Here is a 15,725-nt window from a genome sequence, read left to right on the forward strand (position 1 = left end):
TGTCGACCTCGACCGGGACGTTGCTGTCCTCGTTGCTGCCGTTGCCGAGCTGACCATCGGCGTTGTCGCCCCACGCCAAGACGTCGCCGTTGGTGGTCAGAGCGAGGCTGTGGTTGCCGCCCGCGGCGATGTCGGTGATGATCGTGTTGGCGGGCAGTTTGACGAGGACTGGTCGGTTTCGTGCGGCATTTGTGCCGTCTCCCAGCTGGCCGTCTGCATTGGCGCCCCAGGCCAGAACCTCTCCGGTGGTGGTCAGGGCGAGGCTGTGGCTCTCACCTGCGGCGATCTTGACCAGGCGCACCCCTGCTGGCAGGTCCACCGCCACCGGGCTGTCGACGTTGCTATTGCCACCGTTGCCCAGTTGGCCGGCACCGCCAGCGCCCCAGGCGAGGGCGAGAAGTCCGCCAGGGGTGACGCTCACGGTCGTGGTGCCGCTGCTGGTCGCGTGTGTCGAGTCGCCACTGTAGTTGGCGGTGATCGTGTCCGTACGCGCCGAGGCGCCCGACGGGGTGTAGGTCACCTGGCAGCTGGCCTCGCCCGGGTTGGTCTCGCTGAGGGTGCACGGGTTACCGCCGAGGGTGCCTGCGCCACTTGAGGTGACAGAGACTGTTCCGGCCGGTGTCGTCTGGCCGGCGGCGGCGGTGTCGGTGACCGTCGCCGTACACGTCGTCGCCTGGCCCACCGCCACCGAACTCGGCGTACAACTCACATCGGTGGAGGTGGAGTGCAACCCGGTCGTGGTGACGCTCACGGTCGTGGTGCCGCTGCTGGTCGCGTGTGTCGAGTCGCCACTGTAGTTGGCGGTGATCGTGTCCGTACGCGCCGAGGCGCCCGACGGGGTGTAGGTCACCTGGCAGCTGGCCTCGCCCGGGTTGGTCTCGCTGAGGGTGCACGGGTTACCGCCGAGGGTGCCTGCGCCACTTGAGGTGACAGAGACTGTTCCGGCCGGTGTCGTCTGGCCGGCGGCGGCGGTGTCGGTGACCGTCGCCGTACACGTCGTCGCCTGGCCCACCGCCACCGAACTCGGCGTACAACTCACATCGGTGGAGGTGGAGTGCCCTGCCTCCCCAGCGCCGAACACGTAGGCGGCCCCGTGTGGACCGACGGACTCGGCCGGCGCGCCGGCCACGAGCGTGTTGCCGTCGGCGGTGATCGCCACCGACCAGCCGAAGACGTCGCCGTTGCGGCCGTCCGAGGCGGTCAGCTTGGTCTGGGTCCCGTTGACGAAGACATACGCCGCCCCGGGGATGGCGTTCAGAAGGCGGTGGGGCGCGCCGGCCACGACCGTGCTGCCGTCGCCGGTCACTGCTGTCGAGTAGCCGAGCTGGTCGTCGGCGACGCCGTCCGAGGCGGTCAGCTTGGTCTCCTCGTGCTCGTCGGCCCAGCCGGTCTGTGGCTTGGCGAACACATACGCCGCCCCCTGTTGCGGCTGGTCGCCCACCCTTGCGAAGGGAGCTCCGCCGGCCACCGTGTTGGCGTCGCCGGAGATCGCAACCGACCAGCCGAACCTGTCGGCGGCGGCGCTGTCTGAGGGGGTGAGCTTGGCCGTCGGTGTTGTCGTACTGGCCCAGCCGGTTTGGGGCTTGACGAACACGAACGCCGATCCCGGCGACGTGGTGTCGGAGGTGGCCGGCGCACCGCCCACGGCTGTGTTGCCGTCGGCGGACACCGCCACCGAGAAGCCGAGCTCACGGGCCGACGCGGCGGTCAGCTTGGCGGCCTCGGCCTCGTTGGCCCAGCCGGTCTGGGGCTTGAGGAAGACGTACACCGCCCGCGCTATGGGGGCGCCGGCCACGACGGTGTTGCCGTCGGCGGATATCCCCACCGAGGTGCCGAGCTGGTCGTCGACGGCGCCGACGGTGGTGGTCAGCTTGGCCGTCTGTACCGTACTGGCCCAGCCGGTCTGGGGCTTGACGAACACGTACGCCGCCCCGCGGCTGGACTGGCCGCCCACCGTGGCTATGGGGGCGCCGGCCACGACCGTGTTGCCGTCGGCGGACACTCCCACGGAGAGACCGAGCTGCTCGCCGCCAACGCCGTCGGAGGCGGTCAGCTTGGCTGTCTCGACCGCGTTGGCCCACCCAGTCTGGGGCTTGACGAACACGTACGCCGCCCCCTGCAGATCCTTGGTGCCCACCCTTGTACGGGGCGCGCCGGCCACGACCGTGTTGCCGTCGGCGGACACCGCCACCGACTCGCCGAGAGCCTCGCTCACGCTGCCGCTGTCTGAGGCGGTCAGCTTGGCCTGCTGGACGAAGGGGTCGACGCTCACTGGGTACTTGGCCCGGCGGTCGTCGATCCGCACCTGCAGGCGATCGCCGCGCAGGTCGAGGTGGGCAGGCAGCCGCCGGCCGCGCGCATCGTTCACGGCAAGGCCCCGGTAGGCCAGCGACACCCCCGGCCGCGAGAGGTCCACCGAATTGTGCGCGGGCGAAAGCGATCTGTGCATATTGCCTGTCAGCGCTATCGCCAGTGTCAGCCCACCGGCGGCGCTCTTTGCGGGGCGGTCGGCGATGGTGAATCCCTGCTCGAGGCCCAAGGGTCCGTTGTCGTACCACTCCTTGATGCCGCCACGTTGGTAGACGACCCGGTTTGCTGTCGCCTTGGGAGAGATCGCCTTAACCGCACGCATGTGACCGTCGCTGCCGTACCCGGTCAGGCGCAGTCCCAGCGACCCCTTGCCCGAGCGGACCACGACGCCGTGCCGGTCGAACTGGGCACGTAGACGCTGAGCGGGGTTGTGCAGCACAACTCCATCCCCTGACCTGACCGCCCAATAGGTCTGGTCACCACGGCCGATGCTCCGAGACACCGGCCCCTCGGCCCCCTCCGGCAGCCCCGTCCCAGTTGCTTCATGCCGCAGTGCATCCTGACGCGCCCCCTCCTGGTGACTGGAGGCCCGTAGGGCGATCTGGGACGTCTCCGGTCCGTTGGGCGACGCCACCGCGCGCGCCTGGTCGTTGGAGCCGGCCTCGGAACCAGCCTCGAAGCCGGAGGCCAACCTGCCGCTGGCGCCAACACTGACGTCCGGTACGCCCGGGGCCGTCGGCGCGAACCCGGGGCAGAACATGAAGAGCGCCGCAGCCATGGACCCTAACGTCCCGACCCGGCCGCGCCTGCCTCTGGGAGGTCCGGCAAGTCGCCCGGACGCGGAGAGCAGGTGAGAAAGAAATGAGCGGAGGGCCATCTGAGCTGCCTTTGATCTCGTGCCGACACAACTCCGTCGCGCATCCTGCGAGCAAGGACGACGACATTCCCATGCGGCTTGACCCATCCCCGGTCCAGGCGGCTCCATTCATTCCCAGCGACAGCGTTTGTCGTCGGATGGGGCAGAGCTTGGCGATCCATGTGCGTTGTTCCAAGACATGACAGCGACGACTGGTGGGCACTCGGCCATCGCTTCTGCGTCCGGCTGGCGTGGTCGTTCATGACTTCGGCGGCGACATCCCGTGTAGCACCACACTTACGGCACAGAGTGGCGCATATCCGAGGAGGTGTATGAAACTCAAGAACCTGTACTGTGGCCCGGAATTCCTGGACTCCCCCAGCGAGAGACCAAGTAGGTCGTCGAGGCCAGGTATTTATCTCGCCGCCACGTGAGGCACCGCACACCGAGACGGCTCACCGACCTGGAGCGATTGCATGACGCTGCGCCGGCACGTACCGCGGTCGGCGTCGTACGCCCGATCTCGGGGCGCGTTTCGCTGCATACCAGGCCGGCACTTCCGGCACTTCTTCGACAACTTGTCCGAACTCGTCCTTGACCTCAGCTCACGAGGACGTGGGGCCCCGACTACGCCGACGCTGTACGCATCGGCCAGGCAACGGCGAAGTTGCGCGTACCTCCACCAGGCTCACGCTGGAAGCACGCCATTCTGGGGCTGTCCCGGTCGGACGGGAGCTACGCCTACTGCAGACCCTGTCTGCACACTCAGCGTGTAGTGCTCAGCCGAAGGCCCCGGGAGTGTCGTGTGCACCTACCGGTGCCAACGCATCTCCTCTCCCGTTCTCCGCCAAAACCGTGCCCGCGCCGACGTAGAGGCGCGGGAGGATCAGAATCCCGGCGACCTCATATCCGCGCCGCGACCTCTGAGGGACTCGGCCGGTCCGCTGTTACAACACGGGCGTATGTCTCATACTCAGGTCTGTTACGGAGCAGGCCATGGCAGGCGTGGATCCGTGGTCCAGGCCGTAGCCGATGACCCGCCGGAGCCTAGCCGGTGCTGCTACCGTCCACGGCTCGCGCTGGCACCACGACGAGGCGTGCCCGTGGCGGTCAGCCGGGAGCCGACTGCAGGCGGTGCCCCCGGGGCAAGGAGGGGAGCCATGACACACGATCAGGTCGTTGCACTGTGCGTCGTGGGCGCCGCGGTGGTGCTGTACCTGTTCCGGGACGTCCTCAAGATGCTGGTCCTCTACGCCGTCGTCGTCGCCGTCGTCGTCGCGGCCGTCACCCACACCGACGGCCTAGCCCAGGTCGTAGCTATCGCAGCACTACCCGTCGCCTGGTTCGGCTGGGTGCTGCTGTTCCCGTACGCCACCTGTCGCGTCTGCAAAGGCAAGGGCTTCTTCACCACCGGCCCGTACCACCGCCTCTGCCCGAAGTGCAACGGCGGAAAATCCAAACAACGGTTCACGGCCAGCTCCTCGGCCGAGGAAACCCACGACAGCCCGGGTCGCTCGTCGCTCCCAAGACAAGGAACAAGTACCAGTAAGGCGGCGGGCGCGACTGCGCCCATGTTCATGTCGGTCGGTCGGAGGCTCCGCCCGCCCGCAGCGGCTCCTCGCCGGCCTCACGGCGGGCCGATGGCCGGTGGGGGTGTTTGCGCAGGTCAGCAGGCTGCTAGCGACCACCGCCAGATGCCTGTGGTCGCACTGGACGCTCTCCAATCTGCTGCACGCCTGTCCGACAGCAAATCACTATGAATTTCGTCTCACTTACGGGGTAAGCCTCTCCCATTCATGCAGGCACAGGCTGAAGGAGCAGACGTGACAAGATTCAAGAGCAGGCTGACGGCGCTTGCTGTCGCGCTCACCACCCTGCTGTTCCTGGGGTTGGGCGCTGCGGGCACCGCCAGCGCCGCACCGCGGCAGGCGCTCGACCCGGCTCCCGTACCCGTGACCGGTGCGCTGGCCAACGGCACCGGCGCTGTCAACGGCACGTTCGACGTCCAGCGATTCGCGAACCAGAACGGTCAGTTGACGGCCATTGGAACCTTTACCGGCACCGTCACCGACGCCGCCGGGAACGTGACCAGTGGCACCCAACAGATCTCGCTTCCCGTCAACGTGGCGCAGAGCACGGGAAGCTGCCAGATCCTCGACCTGGTACTGGGCCCGCTGGATCTCGACCTGCTGGGTCTCCAGGTACATCTGGACACCGTGCACCTGAACATCACCGCACAGCAGGGCCCCGGCAACTTGCTTGGCAACCTGCTCTGCGCAGTGGCCGGCCTGCTGGACGGTCCAACTGGCGTGAACTCCATCATCACCAACATCGCCCGACTGCTCAATCAGCTTCTCGGCGCGCTGTAACTGCGGTTCGGTGTGGGCCTGGGAACAGCGAACCCAGGCCCACACGGATGCCGATCTCAAACGCCACCGCCAACGGATGGCACCTCACGCCAGCGGGTCGCCAGTGTTCTGGCGGCCCTGTTGTCGCGCCCAGCCGCGCCGGCCGACCGGGCGCGGAGGGAGGGCCGGCGCCGCCTGGCGGGCGCGCGGCGGCCGTGAGGCCGCCCTTGAAGACGTAGGGAAACTCATCACCGAGCAGACTCAGCGGGTTTGCCCCGTGCCACCTGATGCTTGACATTCGTGTGCGACCTGATGCTTGACACTGGTCGTGTTCGGCCAGCTTGCTTCGGCGGCGTTCGGCGGGCGTCGCAATTGAGGGAGGTCGGGATTGGCGCTGATTGCGTTGTCAGGCGTGGTCGGCTGCTGGTGTGATGCACGGCGCCGGATGACGGGGCGCACCGTGTCGTCTGGTTTGCCATGCAACCTCGCCGGCCGGCGGTAAAATGCAGGCCAGTGCTTGCCGGCGTATCAGGCCAAGGTGGCGTTCGGTGGGAGGCTCGGATGACGGGGATTTCGAAGGCTCAGCTTGATTCCGCTATCTCTGCGATCGTGGAAAGCGGCGAGTCGGAACCTCCGGCCGACGGGCAAGCTCGGCATGCCGAGCTTTCGGCGCTTCGCCGCACACACTACGAGCGGCTTCGGTCGGAGTTCGCCGATGCGGACGCGGGATTCCTGGGCAGGCTCCAGGCGCTGTCTCGTGAGTACAGGGACGAGGTTGCGTCGGTTCTCGAACGGCGGGCACCAACTGTGGAGTCAGGAGCCGTCGAGCCGACCAGGAGTGATCGGGAGTGGATCGATAATAGGAAGGCCGTCTACGAGCTAATAGCCGGTAGGCCGTTGGTGACCTTTCCTGTAGTGATCGATGCGCCCGTGGCAATTTACTCCACGCCTTCGAGTTCTTTGATTGACTCACATATTGAGCGTTGGGGCAGTTGGGCGACCTGGCTACGCCAGGATGTTCGTGAAGCGAACTGGGAGCTCCCTGCTCCTCACTTCAAAACCGCGAGCTTGAATTTTCTCTTCGCGTGGCAGAATGACTCTGCGAATCCGGTAGTCATTAAGCGTGCAAGCGCGGACCTCTCTCTCCGTGGTCATTGCGAGGCAATAGCCTGGCCGACGGACTGGTCATTAGTCGACTCCAACGTAGATCTGGCCCTGAGGGCCCACCATCGCGTCTATTTGGCGTCGACCGCCATTACCGGGTACGACGAATACATCTTTTATAGGGTTGCACACGCGTTGCCAGTGCTCTTGGGTGGTACCCACGAAGATATCGAAAACGTCGAACTCGATCTGGTTAAGCATCTAGCTTGTCATGACATCGTTGTGCCGAGTAATCGGTTGGCAATTTTCCAAGTTGGGATATTGACCGAACACTTAATAATGAACGGGTCGGTGAACTATTTTTTCACCGGGTCAGGTAGACGTATCCTGTGCCCGTCTCTCGCCCTCGAATTGAGTCTTGTCGTTCATCCTTGATGCGACAATGACCAGGATAAGAATCCCGCCCGGAACTCTCGTACCGAAGACCTTGAAGGAAAAGCGGCGAGGCTCGATCCGACCTGGAATGAGCTCGCCCATGCGTACGCAGATCTGGTTTACAAGATGGACAACATTAGGCCACTCGGAGAGGCTAAAGTCGCGGACAGATCGTCGCCGCCGCATATGGGCGGGACTGGTGCGGCTGACACCGCCGGCGCGTTGACCCGTCGTCCTCGTCGCAGTCATGCGGCTCGGTGGTTCGGTGCTCGACGTAGGGCCGGCCATCGCAGCGGTTCCTGCACCGGCGCAGCTCGGCGTAGAACTGCTCCAGGACGCGCGGTGTGAGCTTCGCGATTGACACTCGGCCCAACGCCGGCTTGATGCGCGTCTCCGCAGCCCGGCGGTAGCCAGCAAGCGTCGTGCGTTCGGCCTCGTGCACGTCCAGCCAGGAGTCGAGGACGTACGCGAGCGACGCCTTGGTCGTCGCCTGGCGCTGCTGGTCAACTTGGACGAGCAACCGCGTCCGTATCTTCTCAACCTGACGCTCGTCCTTCGTCGACTCGGTGAGGTAGCTGTCCTTACCGGTCAACGGGGTCCACACCGGAGTAGACGAGCACCTGGAACGAGTTGCCCCGCCAGCGTACGTAGCCACGTTCACGTCGCCTACCGCGCGTCTTCGCAACCATGCGGTGAGCGCGTCCATTGAAAGCCGCCATTGACAGACGTCGCGCCGAGCAAGATGAAGCCCCGGTCAGAAAGAGCTCCTGACCTGGGCTTACGTTGAGAGCCAGCGAGGGGACTTGAACCCCTAACCGCCCGATTTGGGCTCGGGAGGTTGTCTTAACTTGCGATATCTGACAATCGTCAATGCTGCTTGGCGGATCGTCGCCCTGGCGGTGTGCGTCGTCTGCCGTCGATCGGGATCGACGGGCGTCCAAAAGTGGGAGTTAAGTGGGGCGCTCGCCTCGCTCAGCGGCTCTCGTCGCGTTGCGGCGCCTCCCACTCCATCCTTCCGCTGGTCGTCCGAACTGACTCGCCGGGCGCCTCGCCAGGCTCGCGGATTGCGCCGAACAGGGCAACCAAGAGTGCCAGGACGGCAAAGACGAGCAGGACCACGCCGGCAAGCGGATTGCCGAGAAACGCGAGCTCGACGATCCCGGCAACTGCGGCCGCGGCGATCGTGCCGAGGATCAGCACTGCTCGTGGTGTCCTACTCATCGCTGCACATCGTCCTTCCTTGGTACGGCCCAGCCTGCTCAGTGCAACCAGGTCACCTTGTCGAGGTCGGTGGTGAGTTCGACAGACTTCCAGCCGGACAGGTCCTGGCCGCCGGTACTGGCGGCGTAGAAGGTGACGATGGCCCGTCCGTGGCGTCGCTTGATGGCGTGTGGACTGGCGTGGCACGCCACCTCCGGCTTCGGACCGGCGTACTCGACGCAGAGCTGGACAGCTGGGAGTCCTCCCCGCGCCTGGACACCTTCGGTGGGCATGAACCTCACTTCGCGGGCGTCGACATGCGCTGGGGTGTCGTCGGGCTCGCCGGGCTCGTCGTGCGCGTTGAGATCGATGTAGCCGTAGTCGCTCGCGGAGTCGTACCCGGATGGGAGGGTTACCGGCAGAACCATGGGTACCCCTTCCGCCTGGTCGCGCTGGTCTGCAACGTACTCGCGACTCGATTCATCTGGCTCGCGGCTGGTCCTCACCACGTCTCCGCCGAGCAACAGGAACCAGCCACTGACCGCGGTGGCGACGGCAAGGGCGATCCAGACGGAGTGGGGTACGCGCCGGCGGGGCTGGTCCATGGCGTGATCATGGCATCGCCCTGGCGCTCCCGGAAGCGGAATCCGCAGCTCGGAGGGCCGGCGGGTTTGGCCGGTGTCCTGGCTTGGTCCGGGAGGCCGGGGGCCCGTAGCCTCGTCCGGCGCGGTGGGCAGCTTGGCTGCCTGCCCGTAACCGCCCACCGCGGGCCCCCGGTCTTCGGGTCCCGGACCAAGCGAGGTGGCTAAAGCCGCCGGCCCGGCACCAGCCAACATGGAGTCTGGTCCCGCGAAGCGGGACGTGATGAGGGTCGCCAGTGTTCTGGCGGCCCTCTTGTCGCGCCCAGCCGCGCTGGCCGACCGGGCGCCGAAGGCGCGGAGGGAGAGCCGGCGCCGTCAGGCGGGCGCGCGGCGGCCGTGAGGCCGCCCTTGAAGACGTAGGGAAAGTCATCACCGGATCGACAGCTACGGGTTGTACTCGGTCAGGCCATGGACATCGCAGGCAGGCTCGGCATCTGGCTGGGCAGATCGACCGGCCAGTAGATCGGTCCATTCGGCCGGCCTCGCCTCCGCCTCAGCCTGGCAAGGGGTTGCGAGGTCGAGCTCGCCGCCATGCGAAGGGAGCGTCCGTGGTGCAGCAACATCCGCGGTGGACCTCCCGGCGGATCCGGCTGGAGCTACAGCCGGATCCATGGACGTAGCAAGACATGTCAGCTCGCGGCGCCCTCTCAGCGCGCTTGACGCGGGGCTACCCCGGGCTCAGTTGACCTCGCAGTGCGAGGCTAGGTAGTCGATAACAGTTGATGCGTTCCGGTAATAGCTCTTTAGATTCTGCAGAGTGACTGTAGTTTGCCGCCCGTGAGCGATCGCATGACGATTTGCTACGATGCTGTCGACCGAATCTTTGAGTTCACCTTCGAACAACACCGTAAGATCCCGTCTCCAGTCGGAGTCGAACTTGCCGACCAGTTCAAGGATCTTCGACATCTTCGGATTCTGAAACTGACTCAAACTGGCTTTTACATAGGTAGCCACCTGCGGTGCAGATTTGTTCGAGACATACTGACTCAGCACGCTGACGACGGCAACCTCTAGGAATCCCGAGCAGAGCACACAGATATGTCGGGCCAAATGCGCCTGTAGTTCGGCGTCATCGATCGGCTCTGCAAGTTTGATTGCGCGTTCAAGGCGCGACTTATAGGAGACTACTTCTATAGGTAGCGGCGGCATTCGGCACCCCGGCTCAAACGTCAGCAAACGCTTCGTGAGCTAGGCTAAACCGGGTCGCTACCGCCTCCCGGCTGGCCGTCGCCCTCTCAGTAGCATTCCTGAAGCTCGGATCTCCTAATAGGCTACCGTACGCATCAAGGATCCGACTTGTATCGAGTGATGGATCAGACTCTATACGCTCAGAGATCCCAACCATGACCGACTCAAACACCGACGCATTTAAAGCTCGAACAGGCTTGAAGGCTTGAGGACCGAGCGCCTCATAGGCGAACCCTACGGCGTCCTTAAAGGCCTTAGCGAACCGCTCCGCCAGATCATCGCTCAAGTCGCTATGCGCCCCCATGAAAGCATTGAGGAAGCCCTTAAGCGGTTCTTGATACGACTTCCTTGCAAACCGAAAGGCAAGGAATCGGAGAATCAACTCTTGATCCCGCATCCGGTTGTTCGGTGGCCCGAAGATACTCCGCCATTCCTTTAGATTGTTCAGCTCACGCAGGAGAGTGTTGAGCTTGCCGTGATAGACACAAGCACGTATCTCCTGAGGCGAAAGCGGAGTACCTCCTGTGTTCAGCCTCTCGAAGACATGGTAGATAGAACTACTATCATTAGTAGGTACATCTTGTCTAACGATGGTGGCGTGAACGATGGAGTCATCCAGTCGGATTCGATCACTATCTTCCAGATTGCGGTAAGTCAGTCCTGAGTACCTGTCCTGGACGCCAAGTAACTTGAATTCTCGACCAGTACCGCCATATACGCCTTGGTAGAAATACTGCAGAGTAAGAAGTCGCTGTTGGCCGTCAATGATAAGCAGTCGGCTACCGCCATCCTCCTCCCGGGAGAGAAAGATACCTGGCACCGGTAAGCCTAACAGCAGAGACTCGATGAACCGTGAACCCTGTCTGGGAGTCCAAACAAAGCCACGCTGAAATGGCGGCGTGTATATCGATCCAGATTGCAGCCGTTTAACAAGCCCGTCCACCGGGTAGTCCGCGCCATATGCGGTAATGGAATACTGAAACGGAAGCGTCTCTTCGTCTTCATCTACGGTTTGTATATCATCAACGATGACTTCTTCTGCAGGGTCCCGTTCGGCGCCGTCCATATCCCCTCCCACAGTGGATCACCCTGGTGATCATGACACATCACGCTGTTGGTTGTAAGCGAAACCCCGGAAGTCTACCCGTCGGCACCAGGTCGACAGCTCGAGTCGGACTACACCTCGCCCCAGGCTGGTAGCCGACCGCCAGGCCGGGAGGCCCCGCCAGCCCCCCGAGGGGCTGACCGGGTGTCGGATTCTGGGGTGCCGTTCGGGGACCTATCCGTAGGGGCGAGTGATGTCGGGCCCGAGACTGCGAATTGGCCGGGACGGCATCACAACCCAGCGGCACGGATTAGCTCGACATTCTCTGAAGCTTTTGCAACTCTTCAGTTGGGGCGCTAGGGGCGATCTCGAGCGGCAACCGGTCTTCTAATTGCCGAATCTTTGACTCAGCTACCGTCAGGTACTCGCGCGAGACATCCACACCTAACACTTTACGGCCCAACGTTAACGCAGCGACGGCAGTATTTCCCGACCCGATAAAAGGATCGAGTACGAGATCGTTAGGGCCCGTCGAAATTGCGATACACCTTCCAGGAAGTGCCAACGGGAACTGGGCGCCGTGACCGTCCCCGCCGGACGATACCGGGATTACCCACACGTCGGAAAGTTTATCTCCCTCGTATAGGGCATTTCGTCCACCAATGTTGGCACTCAAACGGCGATAGCTAGATTTATCAAACTTTGGCGCTCGTCGCGTAGACAAGTGTAGGACATACTCAAGGTTGCGACTGACACGGGAATTCTGTGGCTCGGGGAGACTGTTGATCTTAGCCCAAGTGATTATGCTCTTGGCGTAGTAGCCGATTCGGCTTGCACGTTCCGCCACTAATGCAGGAATCCCGCATTGCTCGCCGTCCTTTATGTAGGAGTGGCCAGCGCTATACCGGTGATGCTCGTGATCGGCCCAACTCTTCCGATTCCGCCCGTCCATGGCCTGCAAAGCCTCATACGCGTTCCCCCGAATCTGTGTCCGCGTCATAAATGTGTCCATCAGGTTCCACCACACCGAAGCCGAATCAGTCAGAACCGGGCGCAGTCGATAGAGGATCTCGACAGTGTGTCTAATGAACGCCTCTGGAGTCTGCTCATGCCCGAAGGCGCACTCATCTCCATCAGCCCAACGTACGAGCTGCGCTTCTTTGTAGATACGCATTCCCCAGTAGGGCGTCGAAGTGACAACACACTGCACAGTGGACTTGGGTATTGATTCGACGACCTGCAGAAAGTCTCCGTGAACCAGACGCCACGTCTCGTCACTTTCGATGATGTCGGTGTCACGATGGGCGACATCATCAGTTGTGGAGAGGAGATACTCCAGCACGCGACTACGAGGCACGAAGGTCTCTGCGAACGCATCCTGGTCGAGCAGTTCTAACACATCGTCAACGGCGAGCAGCTTCTTGTTGCCAAGCACGCGCTTGATGAAGGACTCAGCCATGCCGACAACCGGTGCTACACGGGTGACTGGGAAGCTCTCGAGCCGTCCGGCATACGCGTCCCGATCGAGCCGAGCGACGGCTGTCCTCGGGTAGATGTTGGGCAGCTCTGGCGTGGCGGGCTGTCGCACCGCTCTCCGCAGCGGTCTACTCAGCGGTACGGCGGGCTCGTTCATGCCGCGGACTCTACTGGCCGGCGCCGACATGGCGACGGCAACCCGCCGGGACCGAGCTTCAGGATGCCTCTAGCGTGAGTTTGGACATGATGGCGTAGCGTGATGTGTCCTGGACACTGCTAGGGGGCACCTGAATGCGACTCAGTGCTGAAGCTATGAACGCCGCCCTGGCCGACTTCCACGGGCTGGAGTACCAGACTCAGTGGGCGGCCGCATATGAGGCATTTCTTACTGCCCGTTGGATCAAGGCACACGAACACAATTCCTTACCTACTTTCAGCTCGGTAGGACGTGCGGTTCCCGCCATCTTTGGCATCCTTCCGGAACACCCGTTGGGCAGATTGGCTCCATTTAAGTACGACTGGAGAACTCTAAGGGACACGGGACGGAAGACCGTTTGGAACAACAACTCGCGTGCGGGTACGCGTATGTCCCAGACATTGTTCGTCGACGGTGACCTACGTAGGGGGCTGCGTGAGGACGCTGCGACTCTCCTGGGCGCAATGCTGCCAGCGCAGGCGCGGCCGTCGAGGCAGTCATTGGCGGTATTAATTCTCCGTGATCATCAATTCGATGTAGGCGCCGACTGGCCAGATGCAGAGGCCCTCCTCCTAGTCAGCTTGGGCCTCGACGACTCCGCCTTGACTGCGATCACTTCGGACAGCCCGATAGGCGCGCCCTTGCTCACCCAGACCGAATGGTCGTTTGAGACGATCGATGAGGCTCTGCGGCCCGAAGAAGCTGTCGTAGTTCAGGCGCCCGCTACGAGCGTCCCTTCACCTGACACGTCACAGATGAACTTAGCATCCGCGGAGAGTGATACTTTATCAGTGATAGTGGACAGTCGCGTTGAGCGAATGTTAAGGCTTGCCTTGACGTCCTATTCATCAGTGCTGCTCGTTGGGCCGCCGGGAACTGGCAAAGGAATGTTATTGCGATGGGCGCTAGCCGAGGTTGAAGCCGACCCCGAGCGCTACGGCTTCGATAGAGGTCGCGTCCCGAATGCAATGTGGCGAACCCCAGATGAGAGTTGGACCTCTTTCGAACTTATCGGTGGTTTAGCTCCCGACGAGGGAGGTGCGCTTAAGTGGTCACCAGGTGCCCTGCTTGATGCAATATCTGAAAATCGGTGGCTCATCCTAGATGAAGCCAATCGGGGCGACATGGACAAAATAATGGGTCCACTTCTGACCTGGCTGTCGAAGCAGGAAGTTGAGATCGGCCGTTCCCACGCACACGGAGGTCATCCTATCCACATTGGATGGTCGTCCGATCGTAATTCGATTAGAACCAGCCCTACTGAGACTGCCAACGTCGCGCGTTATCTAGCTGGCCGGGACTGGCGGCTCCTCGGCACATACAATCCTCAAGATGCTCAACGAGTCTTCCGCTTCGGACAGGCTTTATCTCGCCGCTTCGTGACTATCCCCGTACCGGCAGTTAAGCCCGGTCAGTTCTCGCAGCTTCTTGAGCGAACCTACCCGCATTTTAGTGCGGATGCGGTGGCAGCTGTTGTGAGCCTATACACAGCTCACTTGGCCGAGGAAGCAACTGTTCTCGGGCCTGCACTCTTCCTCGGAATCGCTCGGTACGTGCTCGCCGGCTTCGCCACAGCTGACTACAGCGAGGGCAGCGGACCGGTGTCGCCAAGTGCTGTTGACGTAGACTTGGAAGACCCTGCTGGTGATAGGTCCGAGCTACTCGGTGACTTGTTAGCTGAAGCCTACATTCTTGGTGCAGGTAGGTACCTCGCCGGCTACGACGACAGACTGTTTGAGGCCTTGGGTGAAATAATCGTAAACGATGAGGGCGCGCTTTCGAGAGGGCAGTGGATATGGGTCAAGGCGCAGAGGGACGTCCTGAGCTAGTCCGGCCGATACTCCCCCGTCATGGCCTAGAGGAGCTTCTACGCGGATGGAGTAGTGACGGTCAGGTCTTCGAAGCTCTCGCCGCCGTCACAGAGTTGGACATGGACGTTCAATGGTCGAGGCAAGACATGGAGCGACGGTCGGCACGGGTACTGCTCGATCGGGTGGCGCCAGACTTAGCACTCTTTCCTACAGACGGTAGGACTTGGCGCGATCATCTTCCGGTCAGTAGCACTTCCCGCCGCGAAGTGCTCGGACGTCCGTCGCGTCCGGTCAACTGGCCCATGACGGCACGCCGATTTGGTTGGCCTCCACAGCGGTTCGTCGCACATCCACGGTCTCGTACACAGGATGAGACTGCGGTTAGGGCGTTGGTCTGGACTGCTCATGCCCTCGAACGGTTGGTGCGTGAGGTCCGACCGTTCGCACCTGCACTCATTAGTCGTATCGAACGTCCCCAACTTGCGCTGTCACAGGTCGTGGCTGAGGAGCTTACGCCGGACGACACGGTACGCCCGGATCGGCTTGACTTACGAGACCTGGCTGGATCGGGAACGCCATGGTCAAGGTTAGCTAGAGTTGCCGAAGAGCTCGTACGGGCTGAGTCCGACCTTGAGTTCTTAGCTTTCGACTTAATAGAGCCAGACCCTGACCTTGAGTGGCGACTGTTTCACCTTTCGGTCTTAGGTGAGGTACTAGCGTGCGTTCGCGCGTTAGGTGGTCGAATATTGTGGCGAGCGCCGATTAATGCTCGCCAAGTAGGCGGGCCTCAGTTTCAGATTATCGTCGATCAAGACTGCTGGGATCTCTGGTTCGAGTCAGGGGGCGCCGCTAATTACTACAGCTACGCTTCGCCTTACCGGAAAGCTACGTCAGGGATCATTCGCAACCAGCACGGGAGCCTTGGCTCAGATATTTTACTTAGCCTACCGGGGAAGCGGTCCCTAATGCTTGAGTGCAAGTGGAGTTCTTCGGGAAGCTATGTCGGCCGAGATGGGTATCTGCAAGCTGCGAGCTATGCGATCGAGGCTCGTTCTGGCTTAGGCGAAGCGGCTTGGTCCTATGTCGTCGGACCTGAAGAGGTGGTCATTAACCGA

Annotated in this window: 11 protein-coding genes; 4 read left to right on the forward strand and 7 right to left on the reverse strand. The window is 62.6% G+C overall.

All coding sequences use genetic code 11. The annotated features are described in order from the left end of the window. On the reverse strand, window positions 1-3,274 hold a 3,274-nt coding region (locus tag ABZV93_RS11960), incomplete at its 3' end, for an Ig-like domain repeat protein (RefSeq protein ID WP_354933781.1). Between the two features lie 1,052 nt (window positions 3,275-4,326). Here ABZV93_RS11960 and ABZV93_RS11965 point away from each other — a divergent pair. From ABZV93_RS11965 to ABZV93_RS11975, 3 genes are all read left to right on the forward strand, one after another. Next, a complete protein-coding gene (locus ABZV93_RS11965; RefSeq protein ID WP_354933783.1) occupies window positions 4,327-4,926 on the forward strand; it encodes a hypothetical protein in 600 nt (199 codons plus the stop codon). Between the two features lie 63 nt (window positions 4,927-4,989). Next, window positions 4,990-5,535, forward strand: coding sequence for a hypothetical protein (locus ABZV93_RS11970; RefSeq protein ID WP_354933785.1), 546 nt, complete (start codon window positions 4,990-4,992; stop codon window positions 5,533-5,535). Between the two features lie 540 nt (window positions 5,536-6,075). Beyond that, on the forward strand, window positions 6,076-7,053 hold the full coding sequence (locus tag ABZV93_RS11975; protein WP_354933787.1) for a hypothetical protein: 978 nt from the start codon (window positions 6,076-6,078) through the stop codon (window positions 7,051-7,053). 154 nt (window positions 7,054-7,207) lie between these two features. Here the strand turns inward: ABZV93_RS11975 and ABZV93_RS11980 are convergent, their stop codons facing one another. The 6 genes from ABZV93_RS11980 to ABZV93_RS12005 all read right to left on the reverse strand — a co-directional run bounded on the left by ABZV93_RS11980 (window position 7,208) and on the right by ABZV93_RS12005 (window position 12,760). After that, window positions 7,208-7,645, reverse strand: a complete 438-nt coding sequence (locus ABZV93_RS11980; protein ID WP_354933789.1) for a hypothetical protein — start codon at window positions 7,643-7,645, stop codon at window positions 7,208-7,210. Window positions 7,646-8,025: 380 nt separating this feature from the next. Then, complete coding sequence (locus tag ABZV93_RS11985; RefSeq protein WP_354933791.1) at window positions 8,026-8,253, reverse strand: hypothetical protein; 228 nt, start codon at window positions 8,251-8,253, stop codon at window positions 8,026-8,028. Window positions 8,254-8,312: 59 nt separating this feature from the next. Further along, window positions 8,313-8,858, reverse strand: coding sequence for a hypothetical protein (locus ABZV93_RS11990; RefSeq protein ID WP_354933793.1), 546 nt, complete (start codon window positions 8,856-8,858; stop codon window positions 8,313-8,315). Between the two features lie 714 nt (window positions 8,859-9,572). Next, entirely contained in the window at window positions 9,573-10,043 is a 471-nt protein-coding gene (locus tag ABZV93_RS11995; RefSeq protein WP_354933795.1) for a HEPN domain-containing protein, read from the reverse strand. Window positions 10,044-10,056: 13 nt separating this feature from the next. Continuing rightward, entirely contained in the window at window positions 10,057-11,148 is a 1,092-nt protein-coding gene (locus ABZV93_RS12000; RefSeq protein WP_354933797.1) for a DUF262 domain-containing protein, read from the reverse strand. Window positions 11,149-11,437: 289 nt separating this feature from the next. Beyond that, on the reverse strand, window positions 11,438-12,760 hold the full coding sequence (locus ABZV93_RS12005; RefSeq protein WP_354933799.1) for a site-specific DNA-methyltransferase: 1,323 nt from the start codon (window positions 12,758-12,760) through the stop codon (window positions 11,438-11,440). Window positions 12,761-13,188: 428 nt separating this feature from the next. On the opposite strand from ABZV93_RS12005, the gene ABZV93_RS12010 reads away from it, so the two are divergent. After that, a complete protein-coding gene (locus tag ABZV93_RS12010) occupies window positions 13,189-14,628 on the forward strand; it encodes an AAA family ATPase (RefSeq protein WP_354933801.1) in 1,440 nt (479 codons plus the stop codon). The last annotated feature ends 1,097 nt before the right edge of the window (window positions 14,629-15,725 follow it).

The organism is Actinopolymorpha sp. NPDC004070 (assembly GCF_040610475.1).
In the GTDB taxonomy this organism is placed as follows: domain Bacteria; phylum Actinomycetota; class Actinomycetes; order Propionibacteriales; family Actinopolymorphaceae; genus Actinopolymorpha.

What these genes read in the sequence shown, in the direction of transcription:
- ABZV93_RS11965 (WP_354933783.1), top strand. Translation starts at nt 4,327, where the DNA reads ATGACACACGATCAGGTCGTTGCACTGTGCGTCGTGGGCGCCGCGGTG.
- ABZV93_RS11975 (WP_354933787.1), top strand. Translation starts at nt 6,076, where the DNA reads ATGACGGGGATTTCGAAGGCTCAGCTTGATTCCGCTATCTCTGCGATC.
- ABZV93_RS11990 (WP_354933793.1), bottom strand. Translation starts at nt 8,858, where the DNA reads ATGGACCAGCCCCGCCGGCGCGTACCCCACTCCGTCTGGATCGCCCTT.
- ABZV93_RS11995 (WP_354933795.1), bottom strand. Translation starts at nt 10,043, where the DNA reads ATGCCGCCGCTACCTATAGAAGTAGTCTCCTATAAGTCGCGCCTTGAA.
- ABZV93_RS12000 (WP_354933797.1), bottom strand. Translation starts at nt 11,148, where the DNA reads ATGGACGGCGCCGAACGGGACCCTGCAGAAGAAGTCATCGTTGATGAT.
- ABZV93_RS12005 (WP_354933799.1), bottom strand. Translation starts at nt 12,760, where the DNA reads ATGAACGAGCCCGCCGTACCGCTGAGTAGACCGCTGCGGAGAGCGGTG.
- ABZV93_RS12010 (WP_354933801.1), top strand. Translation starts at nt 13,189, where the DNA reads ATGTCCCAGACATTGTTCGTCGACGGTGACCTACGTAGGGGGCTGCGT.